Annotated in this window: 24 protein-coding genes and 2 pseudogenes; 13 read left to right on the forward strand and 13 right to left on the reverse strand. The window is 69.5% G+C overall.

The window, feature by feature from the left end; translation table 11 throughout:
• Positions 1 to 128: 128 nt before the first annotated feature.
• The gene (locus tag ACYSUO_RS39380) at positions 129 to 1,025 is read right to left on the reverse strand and encodes an NAD-dependent epimerase/dehydratase family protein (protein ID WP_461781015.1); all 897 of its coding nucleotides are present in this window, start codon (positions 1,023 to 1,025) and stop codon (positions 129 to 131) included.
• Between the two features lie 148 nt (positions 1,026 to 1,173).
• On the opposite strand from ACYSUO_RS39380, the gene ACYSUO_RS39385 reads away from it, so the two are divergent.
• Positions 1,174 to 2,133 (forward strand): GlxA family transcriptional regulator, encoded by a 960-nt coding sequence (locus ACYSUO_RS39385; protein WP_461781016.1) that lies wholly within the window; start codon positions 1,174 to 1,176, stop codon positions 2,131 to 2,133.
• Between the two features lie 345 nt (positions 2,134 to 2,478).
• Positions 2,479 to 3,453: a DMT family transporter gene (locus ACYSUO_RS39390; RefSeq protein ID WP_461781017.1), complete on the forward strand. Its 975-nt coding sequence runs from the start codon at positions 2,479 to 2,481 to the stop codon at positions 3,451 to 3,453.
• Between the two features lie 239 nt (positions 3,454 to 3,692).
• Here ACYSUO_RS39390 and ACYSUO_RS39395 read toward each other — a convergent pair whose 3' ends face one another.
• Both ACYSUO_RS39395 and ACYSUO_RS39400 read right to left on the reverse strand, forming a co-directional pair.
• Positions 3,693 to 4,055 (reverse strand): hypothetical protein, encoded by a 363-nt coding sequence (locus tag ACYSUO_RS39395; protein ID WP_461781018.1) that lies wholly within the window; start codon positions 4,053 to 4,055, stop codon positions 3,693 to 3,695.
• A 61-nt stretch (positions 4,056 to 4,116) separates the two neighbouring features.
• Positions 4,117 to 4,428 carry a hypothetical protein gene (locus tag ACYSUO_RS39400; RefSeq protein ID WP_461781065.1) on the reverse strand — a complete coding sequence of 104 codons (312 nt, stop codon included), beginning with the start codon at positions 4,426 to 4,428 and terminating at the stop codon, positions 4,117 to 4,119.
• Here ACYSUO_RS39400 and ACYSUO_RS39405 point away from each other — a divergent pair.
• Positions 4,312 to 4,626, forward strand: coding sequence for a hypothetical protein (locus ACYSUO_RS39405; protein ID WP_461781064.1), 315 nt, complete (start codon positions 4,312 to 4,314; stop codon positions 4,624 to 4,626). The genes ACYSUO_RS39400 and ACYSUO_RS39405 overlap by 117 nt on opposite strands.
• Positions 4,532 to 5,068, forward strand: coding sequence for a 2'-5' RNA ligase family protein (locus ACYSUO_RS39410; protein WP_461781019.1), 537 nt, complete (start codon positions 4,532 to 4,534; stop codon positions 5,066 to 5,068). Before ACYSUO_RS39405 ends, ACYSUO_RS39410 begins: the two co-directional genes overlap by 95 nt.
• Positions 5,069 to 5,086: 18 nt before the next feature.
• On the opposite strand, the pseudogene ACYSUO_RS39415 reads toward ACYSUO_RS39410, so the two are convergent.
• Positions 5,087 to 5,446 (reverse strand): annotated as a pseudogene (locus ACYSUO_RS39415) (ATP-binding protein); the annotation flags it as partial.
• Positions 5,447 to 5,981: 535 nt separating this feature from the next.
• On the opposite strand from ACYSUO_RS39415, the gene ACYSUO_RS39420 reads away from it, so the two are divergent.
• From ACYSUO_RS39420 to ACYSUO_RS39430, 3 genes are all read left to right on the forward strand, one after another.
• Positions 5,982 to 6,416 carry an HAD family hydrolase gene (locus ACYSUO_RS39420; RefSeq protein ID WP_461781020.1) on the forward strand — a complete coding sequence of 145 codons (435 nt, stop codon included), beginning with the start codon at positions 5,982 to 5,984 and terminating at the stop codon, positions 6,414 to 6,416.
• Between the two features lie 52 nt (positions 6,417 to 6,468).
• A protein-coding gene (locus ACYSUO_RS39425; protein ID WP_461781021.1) for an IS5 family transposase occupies positions 6,469 to 7,415 on the forward strand; the annotation gives its coding sequence in 2 pieces (ribosomal slippage) (positions 6,469 to 6,868 and positions 6,868 to 7,415; 948 coding nt in all).
• A 124-nt stretch (positions 7,416 to 7,539) separates the two neighbouring features.
• Positions 7,540 to 7,998 (forward strand): hypothetical protein, encoded by a 459-nt coding sequence (locus ACYSUO_RS39430; protein WP_461781022.1) that lies wholly within the window; start codon positions 7,540 to 7,542, stop codon positions 7,996 to 7,998.
• Positions 7,999 to 8,115: 117 nt separating this feature from the next.
• Here the strand turns inward: ACYSUO_RS39430 and ACYSUO_RS39435 are convergent, their stop codons facing one another.
• From ACYSUO_RS39435 to ACYSUO_RS39445, 3 genes are all read right to left on the reverse strand, one after another.
• Entirely contained in the window at positions 8,116 to 9,216 is a 1,101-nt protein-coding gene (locus tag ACYSUO_RS39435; protein WP_461781023.1) for an integrase core domain-containing protein, read from the reverse strand.
• A 9-nt stretch (positions 9,217 to 9,225) separates the two neighbouring features.
• Positions 9,226 to 9,495: a hypothetical protein gene (locus ACYSUO_RS39440; protein ID WP_404082487.1), complete on the reverse strand. Its 270-nt coding sequence runs from the start codon at positions 9,493 to 9,495 to the stop codon at positions 9,226 to 9,228.
• 105 nt (positions 9,496 to 9,600) lie between these two features.
• The gene (locus ACYSUO_RS39445; protein WP_461781024.1) at positions 9,601 to 11,751 is read right to left on the reverse strand and encodes an ATP-binding protein; all 2,151 of its coding nucleotides are present in this window, start codon (positions 11,749 to 11,751) and stop codon (positions 9,601 to 9,603) included.
• A 299-nt stretch (positions 11,752 to 12,050) separates the two neighbouring features.
• Between ACYSUO_RS39445 and ACYSUO_RS39450 the strand changes: the two are divergent.
• Positions 12,051 to 12,240 (forward strand): annotated as a pseudogene (locus ACYSUO_RS39450) (transposase); the annotation flags it as partial.
• Positions 12,241 to 12,334: 94 nt separating this feature from the next.
• On the opposite strand, the gene ACYSUO_RS39455 reads toward ACYSUO_RS39450, so the two are convergent.
• A complete protein-coding gene (locus tag ACYSUO_RS39455) occupies positions 12,335 to 13,027 on the reverse strand; it encodes a TetR/AcrR family transcriptional regulator (protein WP_461781025.1) in 693 nt (230 codons plus the stop codon).
• Between the two features lie 601 nt (positions 13,028 to 13,628).
• Here ACYSUO_RS39455 and ACYSUO_RS39460 point away from each other — a divergent pair.
• The 5 genes from ACYSUO_RS39460 (at position 13,629) to ACYSUO_RS39480 (ending at position 19,548) form a co-directional block, all read left to right on the forward strand.
• On the forward strand, positions 13,629 to 14,510 hold the full coding sequence (locus tag ACYSUO_RS39460; RefSeq protein ID WP_461781026.1) for a ThiF family adenylyltransferase: 882 nt from the start codon (positions 13,629 to 13,631) through the stop codon (positions 14,508 to 14,510).
• Positions 14,507 to 15,451, forward strand: a complete 945-nt coding sequence (locus tag ACYSUO_RS39465; protein WP_461781027.1) for an aspartate carbamoyltransferase — start codon at positions 14,507 to 14,509, stop codon at positions 15,449 to 15,451. Before ACYSUO_RS39460 ends, ACYSUO_RS39465 begins: the two co-directional genes overlap by 4 nt.
• Before the next feature lie 129 nt (positions 15,452 to 15,580).
• Complete coding sequence (locus ACYSUO_RS39470; protein WP_461781028.1) at positions 15,581 to 17,014, forward strand: MFS transporter; 1,434 nt, start codon at positions 15,581 to 15,583, stop codon at positions 17,012 to 17,014.
• Between the two features lie 201 nt (positions 17,015 to 17,215).
• Positions 17,216 to 17,833, forward strand: coding sequence for an ArsR/SmtB family transcription factor (locus ACYSUO_RS39475; RefSeq protein ID WP_461781029.1), 618 nt, complete (start codon positions 17,216 to 17,218; stop codon positions 17,831 to 17,833).
• A 1,106-nt stretch (positions 17,834 to 18,939) separates the two neighbouring features.
• Positions 18,940 to 19,548, forward strand: a complete 609-nt coding sequence (locus ACYSUO_RS39480) for an SMI1/KNR4 family protein (RefSeq protein ID WP_461781030.1) — start codon at positions 18,940 to 18,942, stop codon at positions 19,546 to 19,548.
• A 251-nt stretch (positions 19,549 to 19,799) separates the two neighbouring features.
• Here the strand turns inward: ACYSUO_RS39480 and ACYSUO_RS39485 are convergent, their stop codons facing one another.
• The 5 genes from ACYSUO_RS39485 to ACYSUO_RS39505 all read right to left on the reverse strand — a co-directional run bounded on the left by ACYSUO_RS39485 (position 19,800) and on the right by ACYSUO_RS39505 (position 24,820).
• The gene (locus ACYSUO_RS39485) at positions 19,800 to 20,804 is read right to left on the reverse strand and encodes a transketolase family protein (protein ID WP_461781031.1); all 1,005 of its coding nucleotides are present in this window, start codon (positions 20,802 to 20,804) and stop codon (positions 19,800 to 19,802) included.
• A 2-nt stretch (positions 20,805 to 20,806) separates the two neighbouring features.
• Positions 20,807 to 21,715: a transketolase gene (locus ACYSUO_RS39490; protein WP_461781032.1), complete on the reverse strand. Its 909-nt coding sequence runs from the start codon at positions 21,713 to 21,715 to the stop codon at positions 20,807 to 20,809.
• Positions 21,712 to 23,064: an MFS transporter gene (locus tag ACYSUO_RS39495; protein ID WP_461781033.1), complete on the reverse strand. Its 1,353-nt coding sequence runs from the start codon at positions 23,062 to 23,064 to the stop codon at positions 21,712 to 21,714. The genes ACYSUO_RS39490 and ACYSUO_RS39495 overlap by 4 nt, the downstream gene beginning before the upstream one ends.
• Positions 23,065 to 23,174: 110 nt before the next feature.
• Positions 23,175 to 24,059: an NAD(P)-dependent oxidoreductase gene (locus tag ACYSUO_RS39500; RefSeq protein WP_461781034.1), complete on the reverse strand. Its 885-nt coding sequence runs from the start codon at positions 24,057 to 24,059 to the stop codon at positions 23,175 to 23,177.
• A 26-nt stretch (positions 24,060 to 24,085) separates the two neighbouring features.
• A complete protein-coding gene (locus tag ACYSUO_RS39505; protein WP_327660139.1) occupies positions 24,086 to 24,820 on the reverse strand; it encodes a FadR/GntR family transcriptional regulator in 735 nt (244 codons plus the stop codon).
• Between the last annotated feature and the right edge of the window lie 52 nt (positions 24,821 to 24,872).

The raw sequence follows: 24,872 nt of genomic DNA on the forward strand, positions 1-24,872 counted from the left end.
GGGGGGGGGCGGGGGGGGGGGGGCGGCCCCCCCGGGGGGGGGGGGCCCCCCGGTTCCCCCCCCCCCCCCCCCCCCCCGGGGGGGCGGGGGGGGGGGGGGGGGGCCCCCCCCCCCCCCCCACTGCCGCATCAGGTCGCCAGCGCTTTCCGGAGCGTTGAAGACTTGAGTCCGAAGGTGTCGCGGATGTCGCTGTCGTCCACGATGAAGGGGCGCTCGGACATGTAGCTCATCTCGGCGAACTCCCGCCACAGTGGATCGGTGAGGGACAGCAGTGTCAGGTCCCGTTCGGTGAGCTGCTCCAACCGCGGTTCGGGCGCTCCGTGGAGTTCGGCGAGGTCGGTTGCGGCATGACGCACGGTCGTGGTGATGACCGGGGCGTGCCAGGCCCGCCCCCAGGCCCGTTCGTCGTTGCTGACCGCCACCAGTGCCGCTGCGACGTCCTCGGTGTATGAGAACGAATGGGCCGCATCGGGGTTGCCGTGGACGAGGGCCAGTTCGCCGTCGAGGACTCGGGGCGCGACCAGCAGCGTGAACGGTGAGACTGCGCCGGGGCCCAGGTACTGGCCGGCTCGCACTTCGGTGGCCCGCAGCCGCCCTTCGCCGTGCGCGTCCTTGGCCTGCTGCCACAGCTGGGCCCTGACCCGGCCCTTCCGGGTGGTCGGGGCCATCGGGGTCCGCTCGGTGACCGGCCCGGTGGTCTGCTGATAGCCGTAGTGGTTGCCGAGCATCACGTAGTCGGTCCCGGCCCGTTCGGTCGCGGCGAGAATCGAGGTGAACAACGGCGGCATGGTCTCCGGCCAGGTCTGGTAGGCGGTCATGGCGGCGTTGAAGACCGTGTCCGCTCCGGCCAGAGCCTCTGCCAGCTCGTCAGTGCGGCCCGCATCCAGGGCGACCCGTTCGATGGCGGAGTGGTCAGGACCACTGCCGCTGCGGGTGATGAGGCGGACCCGCTTGCCGCTGTCGGCCAGTTGCCTGGCGGTCGCGACCCCGGTCGCACCTGCCCCGATGACGACTGATCCACCCATGGTGTTGTCTCCGTTCACCTTCAAGAATGGGACGCCTCCCCGAAGGGGGAAACGTGGTTCACGGAGGGCCCGTCCGCACGCCCAACTCTGCCGTGCGGACGCAGAGTAGGTTAGTGGCCAGAAAGCCACGGACTCCAAGGATGTAGCCATGCATCGTGTCGCCGTCCTGGCCGTTCCCGCGGTCAAACCCTTCGACCTGTCCATGCCGTCCGCCCTGCTCGGCGCCGCCGAACTCGACGGCCGCCCCGGCTATGAGGTGACGGTGTGTACCGCCACGCCCGGTGTGATCGGTGCCTCCGGCGGCATCGAGGTGGTGGTCCGGCACGGTCTTCAGGCAGTTGCGGCGGCGGACACGGTGATCGTTCCCTCGACCGCCAGCCGGCACGACGCCGAGCCGGCCGCACTGGACGCCTTGCGGGAGGCCGCCACCGCGGGCAAGCGCGTCACCTCGATCTGCAGCGGCGCCTTCGTCCTCGCCCAGGCCGGACTCCTCGACGGCCGTGTCGCCACCACCCACTGGGGCCTGGCCGAGGAGATGCAGCGCGCCTTCCCCTCGGTCCACGTGGACGCCGACCGGCTGTTCGCCGAGGACGGACCGATCATCACCGGTGCGGGCTCGGCCGCCGGAATCGACCTGTGCCTGCACCTGATCAGTTGCGACTACGGTGCGGCCGTGGCCAACGCGGCGGCCCGCGCCGCTGTCGTCACGCCGGTCCGCCACGGCGGGCAGGCGCAGTTCGTACAGACCCCGCTCCCGGCCGAAACCGACTCCTCATTGGACGCGGCCCGCATCTGGGCACTGCGGCACCTGGACCAGCCGATCTCCCTGCGCGACCTGGCCGGTCAAGCCAAGGTCAGTGTGCGGACCCTGACCCGCCGTTTCACAGCCGAGACTGGCGTGACCCCATTCCAATGGCTGCTCCAGCAGCGGCTGCTGCGGGCCCGGGAGCTACTGGAGACCACCGATCTCACCGTCGACCAGGTGGCCAGCCGCAGCGGCCTCGGCTCCGGCGAGTCGCTCCGCCAGCACCTGAACCGCCAGATCGGCATGACCCCAGCCGTCTACCGGAGCGCCTTCCACCGCCCGAGCATGAAGACTGGTCAGTGACCGCGCGCCTCGGTCCGGACCTGGCGTTCCATAGGTGATCAGCGTGGCAACGGCGATGAGCTCGGGCAGAGCGGGCGCGAAGGTGCCCTCCACGATCATCAGCGGAGCTGCGGCGTGCTCGGCGAGCACGGCCTTGATGCGGACGCTGTCCAGGGCGCGCGGGTCGCTCAAGTCGACAACCCGACCCGGATCGTCGACCCCGCCGAGCAGGGCGCGGGCGGAGTGAGCACTCGGTGTTCGCCCAGTTCGTCCGGTGGTGGCACTTGCAGCTCTCGGCACAGGACGACGGCGCGACGCTCCAACACGCACCGGGGCCGTAACCCGCAGCACACGGCCGCAGGTGTGATGTGCTGGTATCCCGTAGACAGGGCGAAGGTACGTGTTGTTGAGGCAGTTGAAGAAGGCCGTGCAGAACAACACGACAGGCCCTGCGGCCACCGGTGTTGCCGTGCTGCTCGTGGGGTTCTCCTGGGCGATGGAGTCGTTCCTGGGCAAGATCACCATCAACCGCGGGTACAGCACCTTCACTTCCCGCTCGCCCTCAACTTCGCGACCGTGGCGGCATGTCTGGCGGCCTGCCTCAAGCCCGCTGTCCGCCCCCAGGCCCTTGAGGGCCTGAAGGCCCGGTGGCCCACCCTGGTGCTGGCGGCCCTGACTCTGATCTTCGTCCCCTACCTCGTCATCTACCTCGCGCTGGACACGATCACGCCGGCAGAGACCTCGCTGATCAGCAGCATGACACCACTGTTCTCCCTGCTGATCGGGGCGGCCTGGTTCCATGCCCGCATCCGCACCGGCACCGCCGCATGCGTCGCGCTCGGCTTCGGCGGCGTCAGCATCCTGATCGTCCCGCAGATCTCCGACCCCGCCCGGGGAGCCCAGACCCTCTGGTACCTGATCATGCTGGTGGTGCCCCTCTCCTACGCCGTCAGCGGCTTCCTCATCCGCAAAGCCGCCCGGCTCGGATCCGGCTACCTCCAACTCCTCCTGGCCACCAACCTCGTACCCCTGGCGCTGTTCGCAGCCCTCAACCGCGGCTTCCGCCTCCCACCGGCCGCCCGGGCCGGCGACCTCGCCCTCTTCGCCGCCGGCATGGTCTTCAACGTGCTGGCCGTGGCCGCCATGATGCGCCTGTCACGGATCCTCTCCCCACTGGCGCTGAGCTTTTCCAACTACGCCACGGTCCTGTTCGCCTTCCTGCTCACCGCGCTCTACCTGCACGAGCCGCTCGGCATCCGCCCCGTGGCCGCCGCGGGCCTGGTCGTCGCCAGCTCCCTGCTGGTGGGCAGAACCCAGCGGCCGGCCTCCTCCAACTCCTAGACGCCGCCTTCTCCGCCCCCGTTGCAGAGGACCCGTCCATGAGCGACAGCGTCTACGACAAGGCGGCTATGTCTGCGAGTTCGGGAGGCGTTTGTTGGTGACCGGGGGAGGCAGTGGTTGACCGAGTCTGGTGGTGTCGCTTTGTTTTGACGGCACTTGGGGGCTTGCGGTGGGACGCTGAGTGTGCCTGTGCCACGGCCAGCAGTCAGCCTGAGTGAAGCCCATCGAAGACACCACACTCACAACGGGAAATATTCCCCCAGGCTGTCCAGAGCCGAAGCCAGCGGAATCCCCACTTCGGGCCGCACGGTGAACGTGGTCACACGCAGCCGCTCTTGCTCGATCAGGAGACCTGCCCATACACCACTGCGGGTATTACCCGACACCAGCAGCTTCGTGAAACTCCCCCGGACGACCACGAAATAGATCCGCTCCTGGGTGGAGCGGACCAAACCACCGTCATGCAGAGCGCGGGTCGCGGCATCACGTGTCGTCTCGACAAGACGCACGTGGTGGGGATGGTCCTCACCCCAATCGCAGGACCAGTCGAGGACCGCAGCGCGGAGTCGCTCAAGATCGGGAACCTCGCCCATCGAGCACATGCACCGACCATACGCCCAGACCCTCGCACGCTTGAGCGACGTCAAATCTCATCGACATCGATCACCCACGACGCACCCAAGTGCCTCCCAAAACCGGCGACAAACGCCTCCCTGATTCGGCGACATAGCCAACAAGGAACGCTTCCTCACGCAGCACGAGCGGATGCACCACTCCGATCCATCCGAGCGCGGCCTCTTCGCCATCGACGAGCAGCACCGGCTCCTGCCCGACCTGCAGGGGCTGCGCGTGCTCGACATCGGGTGCGGCTTCGGCGACTACCTGCGCCACGCCGTCGCCCACGGAGCCGAGCAGGCAACCGGGATCGACAACCTGCCCGCGTGCGATCTCTGCTTCTCGGTACTTGCCCTGCACTACAACCTGAGCGAGGGTCGCGTTGGGTGTCGACCGCCGGGTGCAACCGCCCGCGATCGTAATCGGGTCGCAGTCGTTCCGGGCTCACTGATAGGTATGTGCGATGGCAGGAGACGACTCGGGTGGGTTTCAGGCAGGGCAGTCGGGACTCATCGCGAGGGTCCCCGAGGCGGAACCTGCTGTTCGAGCGTGGCGTGACCGGTTGGACCCCTCAGCCCGCGCGGGTGTTCCGGCCCATGTCACCGTCCTCTTCCCTTTCCTCGACGAGGGCCGCATCGACAGCAGTACCCTCGCTGCCATCGGAGAAGTGATCGGGCGTCACCGGCCCTTCGGGGTCCGGTTCGAGCACTGCGGGCGATTCCCGGAGATCTTGTATCTCGTCCCCGAACCGGACCTCCCGTTCCGACGGCTCACCGAGGCGGTCGCGGACCGGTGGCCGGAAGCCCCGCCATTCGGCGGGCAGTTCGAGGAGGTCGTCCCGCATCTGACCATCGCCCAGGGGCAAGACGATGCCGTACTGGAGGAGACCGAAGCCGACCTTCGCGGCAGGCTTCCCGTCACTGCCCGCGTGTCGTCGGTCGATCTGATCGTCCACGACGGAACAAGGTGGCAGCAGCGGGCGTCGTTTGCGCTCCGGTGATCCTCTGTCGGTCGTCGATCAGCCGCCGAACTGCTGGGCCTTGATTTGGGCGAGGCGATAGGAGTCGCTACCGGTTTCGATGATGTTGCCTCCGAAGGTGAGTCGGTCCACTAAAGCCGCGCAGAGCCGGGAGTCGGTGAACGTCTCGGTCCACGAGGAGAAGGGCTCGTAGGAGGCGATGGCCATACCGTTCTTCTCCCCGCGCTCGGTCAGAACCTGGAACAACAACTCAGCGCCGCGCCGGCCCAGCTCGTCAATACAGAGAAGGTCGACCAACCCGTAGCGGGCGATGGTCTTGGTCAACAGCTTCTCGTCGGCCGCCTCGACGAGCTCGTTGACGAGTTTGGTGGCCAGGACGTACTTGACCCGGAAGCCGGCACCGCCGCCCGATGACTGTCCTGGTCAGGCAGGACGAAGCCGTCGGAGTACGTAATCCGACGGCCAGCAGAGGGCTCGAACAACCACGTTGGTGACGACGAAGTACCCCGGGCTCACCCAACCGTCCTCTTTGCTCGCAAGGCCCGAGCCGTCCTCGCGGTAGTAGCGACGCACCATGCGGCGGCGCAACGGAGTCCCAGCCACGAACAGGACTGGAGCGGCAATGACTGCACCGACCGTCACGGCGAGCCGGACTGCCTGGATCCGGGCGACGCTCTCTATCCGCATCGCTCCAGTCTGCCGGTCAGAAGACTCTCGTCCGCCGCTCTCACGGAATGTGTGCCAGAACCGAGTGGTGACAGCGCCTGTCGGTCGGTGACGACATCACCCGGTCTCATCGGGGAGTGGATCGACTCGTACCGCCTCGCTATCACCCAGGCCCGGGCCGCTGCACAAGACAATGCCAGCTGAGCCTTGCACAAGGTTCTCCATCCTGCTGTGCCTGTCGGTCACCCGCCCTGAGATCGTGGCCGCCATGACATTCGCTGCTGTGCTGTTCGACGTCGACGGGGTTCTGCTCGATTCGGCTGCCGCTCATCAACGCATCTGGAATGCCTGGGCAGATCTGCGGGGCTTGGACGCAGGGGTGGTGTGGCAGCAGACATTCGGCCGGCGCCCGGAGGACACGGTTCGGGACGTCGCCCCTCATCTGGACCTCGCAACAGAGCGGGAAGTGCTCAACGCCCTGATGCGCCGGGAGGGGAATGCCTTCCCGCCCATGGAAGGCGCCAGTCCTCTCCTCCAAGCCCTGCAGCCTGCGGCATGGGCGATCGTGACATCCGGCAGCCGTCTGCCGGTTCATGAGCGGTTCGAGCGGGCCGGTCTTCCCCTTCCTGACGTTCAGGTCTACGGCGAGGACGTACTGAACGCCAAGCCCCACCCGGACGCCTACCAACTAGGGCGTTTCTGATGGCTCTTGCTGGGGTGGGTGGATCAGCGTTGGTGTTGGGCATGCGGGTCGTATGGTGCGACGTCATGAACTGACTGACGCGCAGTGGCAGAAGGTCGAGTCGCTGTTGCCGGTGAACGGTGCCCCGGGTGGGCAATGGGCGGATCACCGCCGGGTGATCAACGGAGTACTGTTCCGGGCCCGCACGGGGGTGCCGTGGCAGGACCTGCCCGAGCGGTACGGGCCATGGCAGACCGTTTACGAGCGGCATCGCCGCTGGTCGGCCGACGGAACCTGGCAGCGGATCCTGACAGAGCTGCAGATCGAGGCCGATGCCGGTGACCCGGACGGTGCCCTGGCCCGGTCCGCTGACAAGGAGGCCGAGTGGGCGGTGAACATCGACTCCACCTCCTGCCGCGCTCACCAGCATGCAGCCGGAGCCCGGCACCGGCCGCCACGTGACTTCCCGCAAAAGGGGGCGGGGCGCGTGTGGAGGCCGATGGACGCGAGGCACTGGGACGTTCCCGGGGCGGACTGACCAGCAAGGTCCACTTCCTGGCCGATGACCGGGCCCGCCCACTGGTCTGGCAGACCTCGCCCGGCCAGCGGGGCGACAACCCCATGCTCGTTCCCGTGCTGGAGCAATTACGGATCGCCCGCCGCGGGCCGGGACGGCCACGCACCCGCCCGGACCGGCTCCGCGGCGACAAGGCCTACTCCAGCCGCGACACCCGCGCCTACCTGCATAGACGGCACATCAAAGCGACCATCGCCCAGCCTGACGACCAACGGGCCAATCGTCGCCGGCGGGGCCGGAAAGGCGGCCGGCCTCCGGCCTTCGACAAGACCCAGTACCGCCGCCGCAGCGCCGCCGAACGGTGCGTCAGCAAGTGGAAACAGTTCCGTGCGGTCGCCAGCCGCTACGACAAACGCGACTACATCTTCAACGGCACCCTGGCCGTCGCAGCAGTCGTCATCTGGCTCCGCGACACCGTCCAAGAGCCATCAGAAACGCCCTAGCGGCTTCAAACCGCCCGGTACTTGTGCGCCCGCCCGCCCCACCAGTGGATGAGCGGCGAGTCCTTAAGCGCCAGAGCCAGAGGTGTGTTCCGTTGGCCGAAAACGGAACGTTAGGCTCCGGCCCATGTCTGACGCAGTACCCCGTCGCCGCTACAGCACGATCACCATCACCCTCCCCGGTGAGTTCACCGATCCCGACGAAGCCGCCATGGTCTACAACAAGCTCGAATACGCCATGGAGCGGGCCGGGCACCCCCACGCGCAGATCACCCTCCCGCCGGTGTTCATCACCGAACCCAAGGCACGCGGCTACGACGGGCTCATACTCCACCGCGACACTGAATTCGGCAGCTCCTCACGTGAGTGCCGCAGCCTCGATCCGAACCGGCCCGGCGTCACCTGGGGGTCGCCGCGCCAGCTCCTGCGCGGGCTCGCATCGGGCATGGACTTCCCCACGCCCTGCCCTTTCTGCAATCCATTCGGATACAAGGTGAGCGCCGCGCTGAAGCAGGAGGACGCGTACAAAGTCGGCATCGTGCGCAGCTACTTTCTTTCCGAGGGCTGGATCCACGAGAACGACTGACGCGTCTCTCCAGCACCTTCGTCGGCCTCGGTACGCGGCAGCCACCGGCCGCGCAGGCCAGGCACGGTAACCGAGAGCAGTCAGTGGTGTGCGTGCCGATAATTGCGTCCATGCAGGTCAGGAAGCATGTTGGTGCTCGTGGAGTACGCCGCCGAGACGATCGTGTCGGCGAACGCGAAGCGGCTCGAGTTGTGGTGGATTGAGCGGTTCCGGCACGACTCTGAGGGGTGCGGCAGCCTGCAGTGTGCGGTGGGTGCGGTGATGGTTGTCATGCTGTTCGTACTCGTGGAGCGCTCGCCGCAGGTGGGCTTCGTTCCAGAGCAGGGTGCGGTCGAGGACTTCACGGCGCAGGCTGCGAACCCAGCGTTCCATGATTGAGTTCATGCGTGGCGTGCGGACGGCGGTGAGCACGGTGCGGATCCCTGCCTGAGAAAGGATCTCGTCGATGACGACGGGGTATTTTGCGTCGCGGTCGCGGATCATGAACTTGATGGCGGTGAGCTGTCCGGCGTCTTCGAGGTCCATGACCAGGTTCTTGATCGCCTGGGTGACCCAGGCGTGGGTGGGATGCGCGGTGGTGCCGAGCACACGGACGTTTCGGTGGGCGTGGTGGATGGCGGCGAGGATGTACTGACGCTGTCCGGTGAGGGTGACGGTCTCGATGAAGTCAATCGCGAGGATTGCCTCGGCCTGGGAGTGCAGGAATGTGGCCCAGGTGACGTTCGAGCGATGGGTTGCAGGATCGATGCCTTCGGCCTTGAGGATTTCCCAGACGGTGGAGGGTGCCAGTTTGATGCCGAGGAGTGTGAGTTCGCTGTGGATACGCCGGTAGCCCCAGGTGGGGTTTTCCTCGGCGAGGCGGAGTATGAGGCGGCGGACGGAAGTGACTGTGCGGGGGCGGCCGGGACGCGGGTTGCGGCTGAGATGGACGTGACGGTTATTCATGAAGTCGCGGTGCCGGCGCAGGACAGTGTCCGGGGAGACGATGAGCCGTAGCCGGCGCAGGGCGGTTCGTGGCAGCGGGGCGAGGAGAGCGGCGAGGAAGGCGCGGTCGGCCGTCTGAAAGCCGGGGCGTTGGTTGCCGAGCCGGCGTTGCAGGACGGTGAGCTGGTGGCGCAGCGCGAGGATCTCGACGTCCTTGTCGTGGTCGTTCATCGGGATCAGCCGCAGGGCGGTGAAGGCGTGGGAGACGGCGATGCAGGCCAGGCGTACGAGCATGGACAGTGATCATTGCCGACCGCTGTCGTCGGCGCGACAACAGGGCTGAACTGCACCGCCGTAATATTCGGCACCCACAAGGGCGGCGAAGCGCTCCGGCAGGCTGTTGCGGACGCGGACGTCCTTGGCGCGGTCGGCCGCGGCCAGGGCCGCCGGGAGTGCGTCGAGGGTCAGCTCGGTGCAGTAGACGGGGCTGTTCGGCTGCTGGCGCCAGGAGTCGGCCGGTGTGCCGGCGTCGTAGGGGTCGAAGCCGGTGTCGTCCACGAGCTGCATGGCCACGCGCCGCGCCTTCTCGGAGTCGCCGGCGACGGGGATGGCGAGCGGCCCGGAGTGCCTGCCGGGACACGCTTGCGAAAGTCGAAGGGCCGAATCGAGCCCGGCAACTCAGCCCGACTCAGGCCCGTTTGACTGATTCGAGACGCTGCGCAGGACCTCCATCACCCCCGCGTGGACCGAGGAGACGTCCGCTCCGCTCGCGTACTGCTCGGTGTATTCGTCCGGGCCGAGGGCGGCGCGGACCGCGTTCTCGCAGGTGCGCCGGTGCTCGGTCATCTCGGGGGAACCCAGGTGCGGGGTGCCGAGGATGTCCCAGGCCCGGTCGACGAGGCCGAAGAGGCGGGCCGCCAGATCGGGGTGCTGGTCGCCGGTGGCCGCGACGGCCAGGGAGTCGAGAGTGATCGCCATCCCGTAGAGGTCGTCCAGGCGCCACTTGGCCTCCAGCGACGACAGGAGCGAGGCGATCGCCTCGGCCGGACTGCCCTGGGCGATGCAGTGGTTGCCCCAGACGTAGTCCGCGTACGAGCGGATCCAGATCTCGCCGAGGGGATCGGTCAGTTCCCGCAGTCGGTCCACCCGGGCCCGCACCCCGTCGGCTTCGCCGAGCATCATGTGCGCGTAGCCCCAGGTGGGCAGGGCGGACAGCTCGATCATGGGAGGGCCGGTGCGGGCGGCCAGTTCGTGTGCGGCCGCGTACAGCGGCAGGGACTCGGTGGGCGAGCCACGCAGGGTCATCGCGGCGGCCTGGACCCACATCGCCCCGGCCAGGGCGGGCTTGTCGTCGTACTTCTCGGCGAGGATCCGGGCCTCCGCCGCCCGGCGGGCCGTGGTGTCCAAGTCGCCCTGGCCGAGCGCGACATAACCGCACGACCACAGGGTCCGCGCCGCGGCGCGCGGCCGGTCGGGCGCGAGGGCGAGGGCCGCCTCGCTGTAGTACCGTCCCTCGCGCAGATGGCCGCAGCCGAACCAGAAGTAGAGCAGGTCGCTCGCCATCTCCAGGGCCGCGTCCCGGTCCGTGCGCAGACAGGTGTCGAGGGCGGCGCGCAGATTGGGCAGTTCGGTGCGGGTGTCGGCGTGCCACCGCGCCTGGTCGGGCCCGATCCACGCCTGGTCGCCGCGTTGAGCGAAGTCGCGGTAGTAGTCGCGGTGGCGCAGCCGCACCGGGTCCGACTCACCGATCCGTTCGAGCCATTCGGCGCCGTACTCGCGCACGGTGTCGAGCAGCCGGTAGCGGGGCTCCGCCTCGCTGTCCTCGGCCAGGACGACGGACTTGGCGAGCAGCCCGTCCAGGACCTCGGTGAGATCGCAGTCGGCGAGGGGTTCCGAGCTGCACACGAAGTCGACGGCCTTGCGGTCGAAGCTGCTGGGGAAGACGGAGAGCCGGGCCCACAGCAGCCGCTCCCGCGGGGTGCACCACTCGTGGCTCCAGCCGACGGTGGTGCGCAGCGCGCTGTGCCGTGCGGGCCGCCGCAGCGGTGTGGCGCCCGGCAGCCCGTCTTCGGCGCCCAACTCGGCCGCCGCGTCCGGCGGTTCGGACCCCGCGTTCGCCGACAGGACGGCCATCCGCCGGCCAAGGCGGTGCACGAGATGGTTGACGGACGTGGCGCGCAGCAGTCCCGAGGCGAGCTCGATGGCGAGTGGCACCCCGTCCAACAGGGCGCACAGCCGGGCGAGTTCCTCCGGGGTCACCTGACCGGGCGGCTCCTCGTCGGGCCAGGCACGGGCGCGCAGTAGATCGAGAGCCTCGCCCTCGGGCCCGGTGTCCATGGGGCCGACGTCGACACGACGCTCGTACGGGATGTCGAGGGCCTGCCTGCTGGTGGCCAGGATGCACAGTCCCGGCGCCTCGGCGAGCAGGGTTCTGGCGAGCCGGGCGCACGCCTCGACCAGGTGCTCGCAGGTGTCCAGAACGAGCAGCAGCTCGCGGTCGCGCAGATACTCCGTGAGGACGTCGATCAGTGGCTGATTCGTCTGGTCGGCGACGCCCAGGACGCCCGCGAGCGTGTGCTCGAGGAGGTCGGGGGAGAGGACGGGGGACAGTTCGACGAGCCAGGCGCCGTGGCCGAAACGGGGAGCGGTCCTGGCGGCGGCCCGCAGGGCGATGCGGGTCTTGCCGATGCCTCCGGGCCCGGTCAGGGTGACGAGCCGTGAGCTGCCGAGCGCGTCGAGCACTTCACCCAACTGCCTTGCCCTGCCGATGAACTGGGTGGTCTCGATCGGCAGATTGCCGTACTTCGGCCTGTCGCTGTGCGTGGCCATCACGCGAACCCACCCCTCCCAGCGGGACACCAAAGGAACCACTGGTGCACCGTTTTCCAGACACGGAGCGTTGCACACCCGGCCACCCCCTGCCACCCGAACGGAGGACAGAGGGCAATGGCCCAGGTCCGGTGCGGCCGTGTTCCCGCCCCCGCGGCGCGAGCCGGATCCGTAGGGCGCGCAGGCGCGTTGACGCCGGACGGGCTCGGCGTGTGCCGTCCGGCACGGCATCCGCAGCGGCCCAGGCGCTGCGCATCGCGCTGACCATGCCCGCCGACGCCCAGGGGTAGCGGCTGCGGGCGCCGGTTCGCCAGCAGGGTGGAGGCCACCGTCGACGAGGTGACCGAGAGGTGCTGGCCGCGGTCATCTTCGTTGCCACCTCGGGCTGCACATGGAATCAACTACCGCCCGGCTTCGGACTGTCGGGGTGACTGCCTTCCGTCGTTTCACCGAGTGGACCGAGGCCGGGTATGGGCCAAGCTCCACCAGAGGCCCTGTCCTTATGCACGGCCACGGCGGAATCACCCGACCCGAGCGCCACTTTCGATCACACCGCACTCAAGATCGATAGGACAACGGCTTCTCATGCGGGACGCGATCGGACGAGGCTGATCATGGCGTGGTAGAGCTCCGTGGCCGGCGGAGCGTCCGGCAGCGGCGTGAGGGGCGCGTCCGGGGTGGCATAGCCGCGCAGCGTCTGAGCCACGAGGCGGCGCGAGGCGTTCGAGGCGGTGTTGCCGCCTGCTCGGACGACGCCGGAGTTGGCCAACAGCAGAATCGTGAGGTCACGGTCGCTGAAGTCGTGGCGCAGGTAACCGGCCTTCTTGGCCCGGGAGATGAGCCCGAGCGCACCGCGGGATGCTTCGGCGCGTCGAGTCTCCACGGAGCCGGCGGGGAAGGTCATGGTCAGGACCTCGATGAAGGTCGGGTCCGCGATCTGCCGGGTGCACAGGCCCTGGACGTAGTCGGCGAACCCCTGCCAGGGGTCCGGGGTGTTCGAGCAGGCTGTCACCAGGCTGTGGTGGGCCTCCACACGATCCGTGTACACCGCGTCGATGAGGCGTTCCCGGGTGCCGAAACGGCGGAACAGGGTGGCGTTGCCGACGCCGGCCTCGCGTGCGACGGCGGTCATGGGGACACCGAGCCCTTCGCGGGAGATGAGGCGGCGAGCTGCCGCCAGGATGCGCTCGCGGTTGCGCTCGGCGTCCGGGGCCGGCCTGGGCGGTGAGGTCGAGAGGCGTTCGCGTGGCGCTGTTTGAGCAGGTCGCGGTGCCATCGCAGGACGGTGTCGGGGCGTACGAGCAGTCGCAGGCGGCGTAGTGCCTGGCGCGGGAGAGGGGGGGGAAGAATGCGGCGGGCAAGGCTCGGTCTGCTGGTGCGAACTGAGGCCGTTTCGGATCGAGTTGCCGTTGCAGGACGGTGATCTGGTGGTGCAGGGCGAGGGTCTCGGTGTTCTTGTCGTGGTCGCTCGCCGGGAGCAGCCGCAGCATGGCGAAGCGTTGGTCACGGTCAGATGGGTCAATCGAAGCCGCACGGTCGTTCCTCATGCCGGGCTGCCACGGTGCGATGACGGCTTGAGTGGCCTGCGCGGATGGGGTTCTCGGCACGCACCAGGTCGGCCAGACGCGGACGTGGAGTTGAGCCACTGACGTGGAACTGATCCGCTGACGCGCCGAGTCGGCGTAGAACCAAAGGCTGTTGCCCGACATTCCGGTGTCGGGCAACAGCCTTTGGGCGAAACCCTCAACGCCCCTGGCCCTCACGACACTTCGGGCCGCGTCGAAGCCGCGGGCTCCTAGCGTGGAGGCGTCCGAGGGGGCGCGATACCTCACGGTGAGGCGCCGTCCCCCGATGCCCGTAGAGAACCGGAGGCCGTCGTGGCAGACCGTCAGCGCCTAACCGCCGAACGGACCGACGAGAACTACTACTGGGAACGGGTCAAGCGGAACCTCGGTTGGCTGGGCGACACCGAGGAGGAGCAGCGTGAGCGTCAACTCCGGCTGCGTGACGCGACGATCGGGGTGGCCGGAGTCGGCGGCATCGGCGGCGCCACCGCCGAACGCCTCGTACGGATGGGCGTGCGGAACCTGAAGGTGGCGGACCCGGACACCTTCGAAGTCTCCAACATCAACCGGCAGTTCGGCGCGACCATCGGCAACGTAGGGCGCAACAAGGCCGAGGTGGTCGCCGAACTCGTCCACGACACCACGCGCGACGTGAACATCGACGTCTTCCCCGAGGGCATCCACGAGGAGACCGTCGACGAGTTCTTCGAGGGCTGCGACTACGTCCTCGACAAGATCGAGCTGTACGAGATCGACGCCCGCTACACCCTCCACCAGGCGTTCCGGCGTGCCGAACAGTGCCAGTTCATGATGCTGACGCCGGTCTTCGGGCATCGCACGTTCTTCTTCAAGTGGACGAAGGACTCGATGACAGCCGAGGAGTACTTCGGCGTACCGCAGCACGAAGAGATGAACGAGAAGAACGCGCGCCGGCTCATCAGCCGCTTCATACCGGAGATGCCCGACTACCCGAGCCGGGCCATGCTCGACGAGTGGTTCATCCACAAACAGGAATGCCCGATCTTCGCCGGCACCCCACCCCTCGCCCAGGGCATGCTCGCCTCCCGCCTCGGCCAGGCGATCACCGGGCTCGACCGGTTGCCGGGCACGGTGCCGCTGCCTGTCACACCGGGCTACTCGATGATCGACACGCAGACGTGGACGATGAAGACGGTGGGGGGGCAGTGGTGGTGAGGACACTGACGTCGCCGCCGCGGCACGCGGCCAGCCTGGCGGAGTGGACGGAGGACGACTACGAGGCCCTCTTCGAGAGGGCGACCTGGCTGGAGTCACAGCCCCGCGACGTGGCCTCGCGGCTGGCGCCCGGACTCCTCGTGGGCACCGCGTTCTACCAGAACAGCACCCGCACCCGGCTGAGTTTCGAGGCGGCGGCGCACCGCATCGGCGGCTCGGCCATCGGCTTCGCCGACGTGACCACGACCCGGGCCGGGGACTTCTACCGGGAGACACTGGAAGACACCGTCAGGGTGCTCGGTTCCTACGTCGACGTCCTGGTCCTGCGGCACACCGACGACGCGGCCGCGGAACAGGCACTCCAGGTCAGCCCGGTGCCGGTGATCAGCGCCGGCACGGGTGACCGGGAGCATCCCACTCAGGTGATGCTGGATCTGTGGACCCTGCGGCAGGAATTGGGGTCCCTCCGCGGCGCGACCATCGGCTACCTCGGCGACCCGGGCTGCCGTGTCGCCCGCTCCCTGGTGTACGCGCTGGATGCCCTCCGCGCCGAGGGGCTGGTGTTCCTCGCACCAGAGGGCGCGACGCTGCCGAAGGACGTGGCCGACCTCATCGACGAGAGGGGGCTGCTGCGACGGCACGTGGAGACCGGCGAGGAGTTGCTGCGGCTGTCCGACGCCGTGTGCGCGATCCCGTTCGAACTGTCCGACTTCCACCAGGGGGCGGTGCGCGACCATGGCCGCGGCGCGTCGCTCGACGAGCGGTACGTCCTCAGCGCGCGGCTGCTGCGCACCGTGGGCGCGGACGTACCGGTCACCCACACCGGCCCGCGTGGCCCCGAACTGCCTCCGGAAACCCATGAGTTGGCGAACACCCACTACTTCGACGGAGTCGGCCGAGGGGTGACGCTGCGTGCCGCCCTGCTGGCCGGGCTGACCTGAGGCCGACGGGCGGCGACGGCTCGGGGCGCGGACGGGATCCGTGTCCCGGGCCGTGCGCGTGCCCACGGGCCGCGACGCGCGGCCCCGCTTGGCTGCATACCGCATCTTTCCGGAGTAACGATGGAGACCATGAAGTCAACGCCCTCCGCACTCGACCGGGAACACTCGGGGCGCACCTCGGCGCCCGACGGCATGCGACGCACCATCGTGCTGCTCGTGATGTGCGTCGGCATGTTCCTCGTGCAGCTCGACGTGACCGTCGTCAACGTGGCCCTGCCGACCATCGGCCACGACCTCGGCGGCGGACTGTCCGGACTGCAGTGGGTGGTCGACGCCTACAGCGTGACGCTCGCCGCGTTCCTGCTGGCCGGCGGCGCGCTCGGGGACCGTCTTGGGCACCGGCGCGTGGTGGTCGCGGGTCTCGGGGTGTTCGGGCTCGCCTCCCTGCTGTGCGCCCTGGCCCCCGCCGCTGGCACGCTCATCGGGGCCCGCGCGCTCCAAGGGGTCGGCGCGGCGCTGCTGTTGCCCGGCACCCTCGCCGTCGTCCAGCGCACCTTCCCCGACCGCGCGGAACAGGCCCGTGCCCTCGGTATCTGGGCCGGGGTGTCGGCCCTGGCACTGCCCGCCGGGCCGCTCCTCGGCGGGTTCCTGGTCGCGGCCACCGACTGGCGCGCGGTGTTCTGGCTGAACGTTCCGCTGGTGGCGGTGGCCGCCCTGTTCACGCTGCGACTGGTGCCGGGCGGCGACGGCACCCCGGAGCACCGGATGGACCTGCCCGGAGCCGCGCTCGCCGCGGCGGCGCTCGGCGGCGTCGTGTACTGCGCGGTCGCGGCGGGTGGAGAGGCGTCCGCCACGGCCGTCGCGTGGGCAGCCGTGCTCTCGGTCGTGCTGCTGGCCGGATTCGTCTGGCGGGAGCGGCGGGCGACGGCGCCGATGGTGCCGCTGGACCTGTTCCGGCGCCGGGCGTTCTCCGGCGCCAATACGGTGGCCGCCGCCATGAACTTCACCGGCATCGGCGCGGTGTTCGTCGTGACCCTGTATCTCCAGGGGGTGCAGGGGCACGGTGCCTTCGAGGCGGGCCTGATGATGCTGCCACTGTTCGTACCGCTCGCGGCCGGCGCGCCCCTCACCGGACGGCTGGTCGCCCGCTTCGGGCCGCGCCCGCCGATGCTGGCGGGGCTGCTGCTCGGGGCGGCGGGTGCGCTCTGCCTGCTCGCGGTGGGCCCGAACAGCGGCTACCCCGCCCTGGTTCCGGTCCTCGTCGGCCTGGGCGCAGGCATGGGGCTGCTCACGGCCGCGGTCGTCGCGGCGGCGCTGCGGGCCGGCCCCGAGGACCGGCCGGGGCTGTCCTCCGGGGTCAACAACACCGCCCGGCAGGCCGCCGGAGCGCTGGGCATCGCGGTGCTCGGCTCACTGGTCGGCGACCCGGCCGCGCACGGCAGCTTCCTCGCCGGGCTGCACCGGGTGGGCGTGCTGTGCGCCGTCCTGTGGGCGGCGGCCGCGCTCCTGACGGTGCTGACCATCCCGCGAAAGGCAGCGGAGCAGGAGGCGACGGCACCCTGAACCGGGATGCGGCAGCGGGCAGCGGTCGTGCTGCGCGGTGACCGGGCACGGTGGAGAGCCGCGGCAAAGGAGCGCAATCGGCCCGCCCAAGTACTCCTCAAGAATGGCAAACCCCTTGTATCCCGCAGCGTGTTCGCCCCTGCGCGTGGTAGCCGCTTTCCGACCGAGTACCGCCGTGGGAGAGCCCAAGGAGTGGAGCGCGTGCGTGAGTTCGCCGGCGATGCCAACTTCGTGGATCCGGCCGCGCTGATGGCCGATCCGACCAGAGCCCGGATCCTGCTGTCCCTCCTGGACCGGCGGTCCCTGGCGATGTCGGAACTCGCGGTCGAAGCGGGGGTCGCGCAGTCCACGGTGAGCGCCCATCTGGCGCGGCTCGTCGACGGCGAGCTGCTCACCGTCCGCAGTGAGGGCCGGCACCGCTACTACAGCCTGGCCTCCGCCGACGTGGCCACCGCCCTGGAGTGCCTGGCCCGGCTGTCACCGCCCTTCCGGCCCAACTCGCTGCGCTCGCACCGCCGCAGCTCCTCACTGAAGGCCGCCCGCACGTGCTACGACCACGCGGCGGGCGACCTGGGCGTCACCGTGATGGAGGGCTTACTGGACCGTGGCGCGATCGCCCGCACGGGCCGTGGCCCCACGGCGTACCGGATCACCCCGCCGGCAGGCACCTGCTCGGCGCCATCGACATCACCGTCGACGGCACCGCGGGCTCGGCCGCCACGGTCCGCCACTGCGTCGACTGGACGAGCGACACGCACCACCTCGCGGGCCGGCTCGGAGCGGCCGTCCTGTCCGCGTTCCTGGCCCACGACTGGGTGACACGAAGCCACGACAGCCGGATCCTGCGGGTGGGCCCCGACGGCCGCCGCGCCATCGCCCGCTGGCTGGGGCTGCCACCGGAACGACTCACCTGCTCAGGGGACTGACGACCTGCGTGCTGACGTGCTGGTAGAACACGTTGCTGCGGAAGTCGACGACCTCCCGGCGCCGGGCTGGTACACGCCCCAGGGTGTCAGCAGGCGGTGTCGGCGGGATGGCTGGGCCACGTGTCCCGTCCTGGGCTGTGTCGTCATGCGGTGCTCACCACGCTGGGGTTCCCGGAGTTCAAGGCCGGTCCGTCCTCTCAGCCCGCGACGCGGCGCCACGATCGGCAGACAGCGATGCCACGCCAGACCACCTCCGAGCAGGAGCGATGAGTTTTCGAACGGCACAGGTTCCTCATCGAGTGAGTCATGTCAGGGCAAAGTGCGGGTTACCCTCAGCCCGCGCAGTCCCGCTCACCCGCCGGAGCCGGGCGTACACCCAGTAGCAGGGCAGCGAGTTGCACCAGGAGGACGGGGACGAGCCCTCTAACCTTGATCTTTAACCTCGGGTGACACCCGAGGTTAAAGATCAAGCTGATGCAGCCCATCCGCGATTGATGATGTGGCGCCTACCAGTAGCTGCGCGTGATCTCGTCAGGCAGGTGCCCTTGGCGCTCCTCCTCTTGGAAGAGCGCCGATGCCGTGATCAGGAACGTGCGACGGAGCCTCGGGTCAGGGTCGGGGTGTTCTATGTTCCCGACGCTCTTGTTGAGGGTCATGTCGCCGAGGGGTGTTCCCTCAGGCGTGCAGGGGCGGGCAATTGATCCCGCTGAGTCGATCAGGATGTTGCCCGTGTCTCCCTCTGCGGTTTCCCAGGCGTAAACGGATCCCGCTTCGAAGGAAGTGGTCCTTCTGCACGTCAGTGATGCCGTCACGTAGATTTACACCATCTCGCTCGCACCGGGTATTTGATCATCGGGGTCTGTACCGTCTGCCCCGGGTGCATGTTCGTCCTAGGCCTGGCCCGCGTCCAGGGGGGCCTGGTGGGCCCTAACTCCCGTTGCGGCGCTGCCCCGTTCCTGGCCCTTGCGGCACGGGAACGGAGCACGCAAGCATGTCGTCATGACACCGGCTGATGCCTGGGCCGATATCGAAGCCTGGCTGCGGCCCAACGCGCCGGCCACCTTCGCTTCACTTGCCGAAGCCGCAAGCGAGCACGTACTGCAGGACCTCGAGGCACACATCGGCGTCGCGCTTCCGGCCGAACTCAAGGACGCGCTGTTGTGCCATGACGGTGCTGGCGAATTCGTTCTCCCGGGCTTCCGCCGGTTCAGCAGCGCCGACATCATCCGCCGCGAATATGTGGCGTGGAGGGTGGCAGGCGAACGCCGTGTTCAACAGCTGAGGGACAAGCACCCGCAAAACCCGGGCCAGTACCCGCGCCCACTGCCTGGCGACCACCCCCTGTGGCATCCGTGCTGGATTCCTGTTTGCCACGACGAGAGCGGAAACCTCCTCTTCGTCACCCACGCAGAAGGCGAAGAAGCGGGCAGGATGGGCGTGTTCGAGCACGGCGACGGTGCCTCGTTCCCGAAAGGCCCGGCCTTCGACAGCCTCACCCGCCTTCTGGAGAGCACCGCTCAGGCCCTGTGCTCTTCCAGCTTTCCGATCTGGGGCGAGTGGGAGCCCTACGTGGACGACCAGGGTTTCCTGGAATGGCAGGAAGCCTGAGCCAGCAGATCGGGCAGAGGGGCACACATGTGTGTAGCCATGGCACGTCCGGTTTCGGGTACGTCGGTGGCTACGGGTGTGTCACGGAGACGGCTGACGTCAGCGGCGGCCCCTCCGTCCCGTCGCTGACGACGCCACGGCTCTCGTTCGTGAACTGCGGCGGCCGCCCGTTGCCCTCGCGGTATGCAGGGCAGTGTCGGCCGGCGCTGTCCTGCCGCTGCCTGCCGACGATCTGCCCGCCCTTCAGTGCCTCAGAGTGACTTGAGTACCTTCTCGACGATTCGGTCCGCGGCCAGGCCGTACCGGTCGTGCAGGGTCGGGAGCGCGCCCGCGTCGATGAACTCGTCCGGCAGAGCGATCGGCAGGACGGGCTTGCCGAGGCCGGTGCGGACGGCGGCGGAGGCGACGGTCTCGAAGAGGCCGCCGACGACCGTGTGGTTCTCCAGCGTCACCGCGAGCCGGTCGCCCGCCAGTTCGCGCAGCACGGTCTCCTCGTCGAACGGCTTGAGGGTGGGACTGTGCACGACGGCCACGTCGACGTTGTGAGCGGCGAGCTTCTCCGCCGCCTGGAGCGCACGCATGGTCATCAGGCCGCTGGAGACGAGGACGACGTCCCGGCCGCCGCGCAGGACCTTGGCCTTGCCGAGCTCGAAGGTGTAGTCGTACTCGTCGAGCACGAGGGGCACCTTGCCGCGCAGCAGGCGCAGGTAGGTGGGGCCGTTGTGGGCGGCGAGCTGCGGGACGGCCTGTTCGAGGTCGAGGGCGTCGCACGGGTCGACGATGGTGAGGTTCGGCATGCCGCGGAAGATCGCGACGTCCTCGGTGGCCTGGTGGCTGGGCCCGTAGCCGGTGGTCAGCCCGGGCAGGCCGCCGACGATGTTGACGTTGAGGTTCGGCTCGGCGATGTCGAGGCAGATGAAGTCGTACGCGCGGCGGGCCGCGAACACCGAGTACGTCGAGGCGAAGGGGACGAGGCCCGTCTCCGCCATGCCGGCCGCCGCGCCGAACAGCAGCTGCTCGGCCATGCCCATCTGGAAGAACCGGTCGGGGTGGGCCTGCGCGAAGACGTGCATGTCGGTGTACTTGCCGAGGTCGGCGGTGAGGCCGACGATCCGCCGGTCGCTCTCGGCGAGTTCGGCGAGCGCCTTGCCGAAGGGGGCCGGGGAGGTGCGCTGGCCGGGGTCGGCGAAGGAAGCGATCATCGCCGAGGTGGTAAGTCGCTTGGGCTGAGCGGCAGTTGCAGTCGTGGTCGTCATGGTCAGGCTCCCGTTCCGTTGGTGGCCGCGGCGTCGTGACCGGCCGTCAGCTGCTGTCGGCAGATCTCCCATTCGTGCTCCTCGATCCGCATGAAGTGGGCCTTCTCGCGGTTCTCCAGGAGCGGGACCCCGCGGCCGATACGGGTGTCGCACAGGATCACGGAGGGCCGTCCCTCGTCGGCGGCCTGCTCGGCGGCCGCGTCCAGGGCGCGCAGCAGGGCCTCGACGTCGTTGCCGTCGACGCGCTGGGTGAACCAGCCGCAGGCCTGCCACTTCTCCTCGGCCGGCTCGATGGAGAGCACGGTGTTGGTGGCACCGTCGGCCTGGAGGGCGTTCATGTCGACCAGGGCGGTGAGGTGGCCGAGCTTGTGGTGGTGGGCGCCCATGGCCGCCTCCCACGTGGAGCCCTCGTCGAGTTCGCCGTCGGACAGGAAGTTGAACACCCGGGCGGGGTTGTTCTGGTGGCGCAGGCCGAGGGCGATGCCGACGGCGACGGTCAGGCCGTGCCCGAGCGAGCCGCCGGAGATCTCCATGCCGGGCGTGTACGAGGCCATGCCGGACATCGGCAGGCGGGAGTCGTCGGTGCCGTACGTGGCGAGCTCGGCGACGGGGACGGTGCCGGCCTCGGCGAGCGCGGCGTAGAGGCCGATCGCGTAGTGGCCGGTGGAGAGCAGGAAGCGGTCGCGGCCGGACCACTCGGGGTCCTCGGGGCGCAGCCGCAGCTGGTCGGTGTAGACGGCGGCGAGCGTGTCGGCGGCGCCGAGGGCCTGGCCGACGTAGCCCTGGCCCTGTCCTTCGCCCATGGTCAGGACGTGGTGGCGCATGCGGTAGGCGGCCTCGCCGACATGGGCGACGCGCTCGGCGAGGGTACGGGCCGTGTCGCGGGCCCCGGTCACGGTTGTGGCAGTCATCGGACCTTCTCGGGGATGGGGGTGGCGGGTGAATCGGCGGAAGTGGGCGGGGAGTTGTCGTCGAGGCCGGTCCTGGCCGGGGCGGTTTCCGGGGCGCCGATCGCGGCGGCCGCGGAGGCGACGCCGAGGAGGCAGAACAGGGCGGCGGGGCCCTCCCAGCCGATCCAGCCGTACAGGGCGGTGGCGGCGAAGGGCAGCAGGCCGGCGACGAGCGAGGCCAGGTTGTAGCCGAGCGAGATGCCGGAGGAGCGGACCTCACGGGGGAACTGCTCGGAGAACCAGGAGGATTCGACGGCGAAGATCGGATCGTGGCTCAGCACCAGGGCGAGCACGACGGCGGTCACGATCAGTGCGGTGACACCGGTGTTGACCAGAAGGAACATCGGGAAGCCGAACGCGATGGTGAAGACGGCCCCGATGAGGAAGACCGGCTTGCGGCCGATGCGGTCGGACAGGGCGCCGAAGAAGAGGTGGCTGCCGAGGCCTACGGCGGAGCCGATGACCGTGCCCAGCAGGACGTCGTTGCTGGTGCCGAGCTCGGCGAGACCGACGTAGGAGAGGACGAAGCTGGTGGCGACGTAATAGCCGCCGGTCTCGGCGAGCCGCAGCGCGGTGATGCGCAGGATGAGCCGCCAGTCGCGGCGCAGCACGTCGAGCGCGGGCGTCTTGCGGATCTCACCGCGCTGCTTCATCTCGGTGAACTCCGGGGACTCCTCGATCCGCAGCCGGATGAAGAGCCCGACGGCCACCATCACGATGGACAGCAGGAACGGCGCGCGCCACACCCAGTTCCCGGTGAACAGCTGCTCGCTGACCAGGAAGGTGCCGTTGGCCAGGAGGAGCCCCGCGGGGATGCCGATCTGCGGGACGGCCCCGAACCAGCCGCGGCGGCGCGGCGGCGCGTGTTCGACGGCCATCAGAACGGCGCCGCCCCACTCGGCCCCGAAGCCGATGCCCTGCAGGATGCGCAGCAGGATCAGCAACAGCGGGGCGGCGACGCCGACTTGAGCGTACGTGGGCAGCGCGCCGACGAGGACGGTGGCCACTCCCATCAGGAGCAGGGAGGCGTTGAGGACGGTCTTGCGTCCGATGCGGTCGCCGAAGTGGCCGGCGAGATAGCCGCCGAGGGGCCGGAAGAAGAAGCCGACGGCGAGGGTGGCGAAGGAGGCGAGGACACCGACGAGCTTGTTGTCGGTGTGGAAGAAGGCGGTGCCGAAGTAGGCGGCGGAGGCTGTTCCGTAGATGAAGAAGTCGTAGCTCTCCACCGCCGATCCGACCATGGAGGCGAGGGAGACTTTGGCGGGGTTGTCGCGGTGGGACGCGTCGGCGGCATTGCTGACGGCACTCATCGGCGGCTCCTTGTTCTGCCCGGAGTGCGGTCCGGGGTTCGGCCCGAGGGGAGAGGCGCAGGGCTCTCCGGCCCGGCGCCCAGGGGTGGCGCCGGTGCCCTGACGGGCGATCAGGGGGTCTGCTGGTACGTCTCGATGACGCGGGAGTCGTCGCGGGCGGCGAGTCCGCGCTCGGCGGCGGCCAGGTAGCGGTCGCGGGAGAGGTCGAGGAGCGGGGTGTCGGCGCCGGCGGCGCGGGCCGCCTCGGCCACCAGGCCGCTGTCCTTCACGAAGATCGAGACGGTGCTGGTGACTTCGGTGTCGGTGCCTTCGAGCATCCGCGGCCCGCGGTCGGAGAGCATGAACGAACCGGCGGCCCCGGTCTCGACCAGGCCGAGGACCTTGGCGCGGTCGAGGCCGAGGGTGTCGGCGAGGTTGAGGGCCTCGGCGGCGGCGACGATGTGGACCGAGCACAGGTGCTGGTTGACCACCTTGATGGCCTGGCCGTCACCGAGCCGGTCACCGACCGGGCGCACGGTGCCGCAGGCATTCAGCACCGGGGTCACGGTGACCACGTCCGCGCTGTCGCCGGCGGCGAAGATGGTCAGTTCGCCGGTACGGGCACGGGCGACGCCGCCGGTCACGGGGGCGTCGACGACGCGCGCGCCGGCCTTGGCGAGCCGACCGCCCTCGGAGCGCACCGCGTCCGGGCCGACCGTACTCATGATCACCCAGTGGCGTCCGGCCTGGTCGGGGCGGGCGTCGAGGGCGGTGTCCACGAGGGCGGCCAGCTGGTCGGGCGTGGCGACCATGACGACGGTCACCGGGGCGTCCGGCGCCTGGTCGATCGAGCCGACGGCGCCGGCGAGCCCGGCGTCACGGGCGCGATCGGCCGCGCCGGGGGCGGGGTCGACGCCGGTGACGTGGTGTCCGTAGGCGGCGATGCGCGTGGCCATGGGCAGGCCGATGGCGCCGATACCGACGAAGGTGACAGCTGAGGGGGTTATGGGGCTCATGGGGGTCTCCAGCGGCCGTGGCCGTTTCACTGATCCGAAGCGGTGCAGGGGCGGACGGCCTCGTGGGCCGAGGCGTCGGTGAACGAGGACCAGACCTCGAAGTGGCGGCGCATGGCGGCGCGTGCGCCCTCGGCGTCGCGGCCGTCTATGGCCTCGACGATTCCGTAGTGCACGGTGTCGATGACGAGGCTGCGGCCGGGCGGCAGCGGAACCTGCCCGGCGCGCTCGCGCCGCTCGACGAGTTCACTGCGCAGCGCGTGGCTGAGGGCGTCGTGCAGCATGCTGAACACCGGGTTGCCGACGATGTCGCACAGTCGGCGGTGGAAGTCGAGGTCGGCCTCGAGTGCGGCGCCGTGTTCGCCGGTGGTGGTGGCGCGGACCATCTCGTCCACCAGTGCGCGCAGGGCGTCGACGTCGTCCGCGGTGGCGCGGCGGGCCGCGGCCTCGGCCAGCGCGGTCTCCAGGATCTCGCGTGCGTCGCGGAACTGCGGCTGGCTGAGGTGCCCGAGCTGGCCCGCCAGGTCGAAGTAGAGCTGGAGGAATCCGGTGCCGGGCGCGGTGAGGTAGGAGCCGCGGCCCTGGGTGCGGTCCAGGAAGCCGAGGTGTTCCAGGATCGACAGTTGCTCGCGCAGCGCCCCGCGGCTGATCTCCAGGCTGTCCACGAGCGCGCGCTCGGTGGGCAGCCGCAGCCGTCCCTCGTCACCGTCCGGGGTGCTCTGCTCCGAGAGCGCACGCACCAACTGGGCCAGGTCCATGGCCATCGAAGCCTCCTCACACCGGTGACCCTCCGGACCACCGAACAGATTGGTTTAA

It is taken from the genome of Streptomyces sp. UC4497, assembly GCF_054871485.1.

Excerpts from the sequence above, each read along its gene's own strand:
- ACYSUO_RS39470 (WP_461781028.1), top strand. The coding sequence starts at position 15,581 with ATGAAGTCAACGCCCTCCGCACTCGACCGGGAACACTCGGGGCGCACC.
- ACYSUO_RS39385 (WP_461781016.1), top strand. The coding sequence starts at position 1,174 with ATGCATCGTGTCGCCGTCCTGGCCGTTCCCGCGGTCAAACCCTTCGAC.
- ACYSUO_RS39445 (WP_461781024.1), bottom strand. The coding sequence starts at position 11,751 with ATGGCCACGCACAGCGACAGGCCGAAGTACGGCAATCTGCCGATCGAG.
- ACYSUO_RS39490 (WP_461781032.1), bottom strand. The coding sequence starts at position 21,715 with ATGACTGCCACAACCGTGACCGGGGCCCGCGACACGGCCCGTACCCTC.
- ACYSUO_RS39380 (WP_461781015.1), bottom strand. The coding sequence starts at position 1,025 with ATGGGTGGATCAGTCGTCATCGGGGCAGGTGCGACCGGGGTCGCGACC.
- ACYSUO_RS39485 (WP_461781031.1), bottom strand. The coding sequence starts at position 20,804 with ATGACGACCACGACTGCAACTGCCGCTCAGCCCAAGCGACTTACCACC.
- ACYSUO_RS39435 (WP_461781023.1), bottom strand. The coding sequence starts at position 9,216 with ATGCTCGTACGCCTGGCCTGCATCGCCGTCTCCCACGCCTTCACCGCC.
- ACYSUO_RS39500 (WP_461781034.1), bottom strand. The coding sequence starts at position 24,059 with ATGAGCCCCATAACCCCCTCAGCTGTCACCTTCGTCGGTATCGGCGCC.
- ACYSUO_RS39495 (WP_461781033.1), bottom strand. The coding sequence starts at position 23,064 with ATGAGTGCCGTCAGCAATGCCGCCGACGCGTCCCACCGCGACAACCCC.
- ACYSUO_RS39455 (WP_461781025.1), bottom strand. The coding sequence starts at position 13,027 with ATGGCACCGCGACCTGCTCAAACAGCGCCACGCGAACGCCTCTCGACC.
- ACYSUO_RS39410 (WP_461781019.1), top strand. The coding sequence starts at position 4,532 with ATGGCAGGAGACGACTCGGGTGGGTTTCAGGCAGGGCAGTCGGGACTC.
- ACYSUO_RS39420 (WP_461781020.1), top strand. The coding sequence starts at position 5,982 with ATGACATTCGCTGCTGTGCTGTTCGACGTCGACGGGGTTCTGCTCGAT.
- ACYSUO_RS39390 (WP_461781017.1), top strand. The coding sequence starts at position 2,479 with ATGTGCTGGTATCCCGTAGACAGGGCGAAGGTACGTGTTGTTGAGGCA.
- ACYSUO_RS39430 (WP_461781022.1), top strand. The coding sequence starts at position 7,540 with ATGTCTGACGCAGTACCCCGTCGCCGCTACAGCACGATCACCATCACC.
- ACYSUO_RS39505 (WP_327660139.1), bottom strand. The coding sequence starts at position 24,820 with ATGGCCATGGACCTGGCCCAGTTGGTGCGTGCGCTCTCGGAGCAGAGC.
- ACYSUO_RS39480 (WP_461781030.1), top strand. The coding sequence starts at position 18,940 with ATGACACCGGCTGATGCCTGGGCCGATATCGAAGCCTGGCTGCGGCCC.
- ACYSUO_RS39395 (WP_461781018.1), bottom strand. The coding sequence starts at position 4,055 with ATGTGCTCGATGGGCGAGGTTCCCGATCTTGAGCGACTCCGCGCTGCG.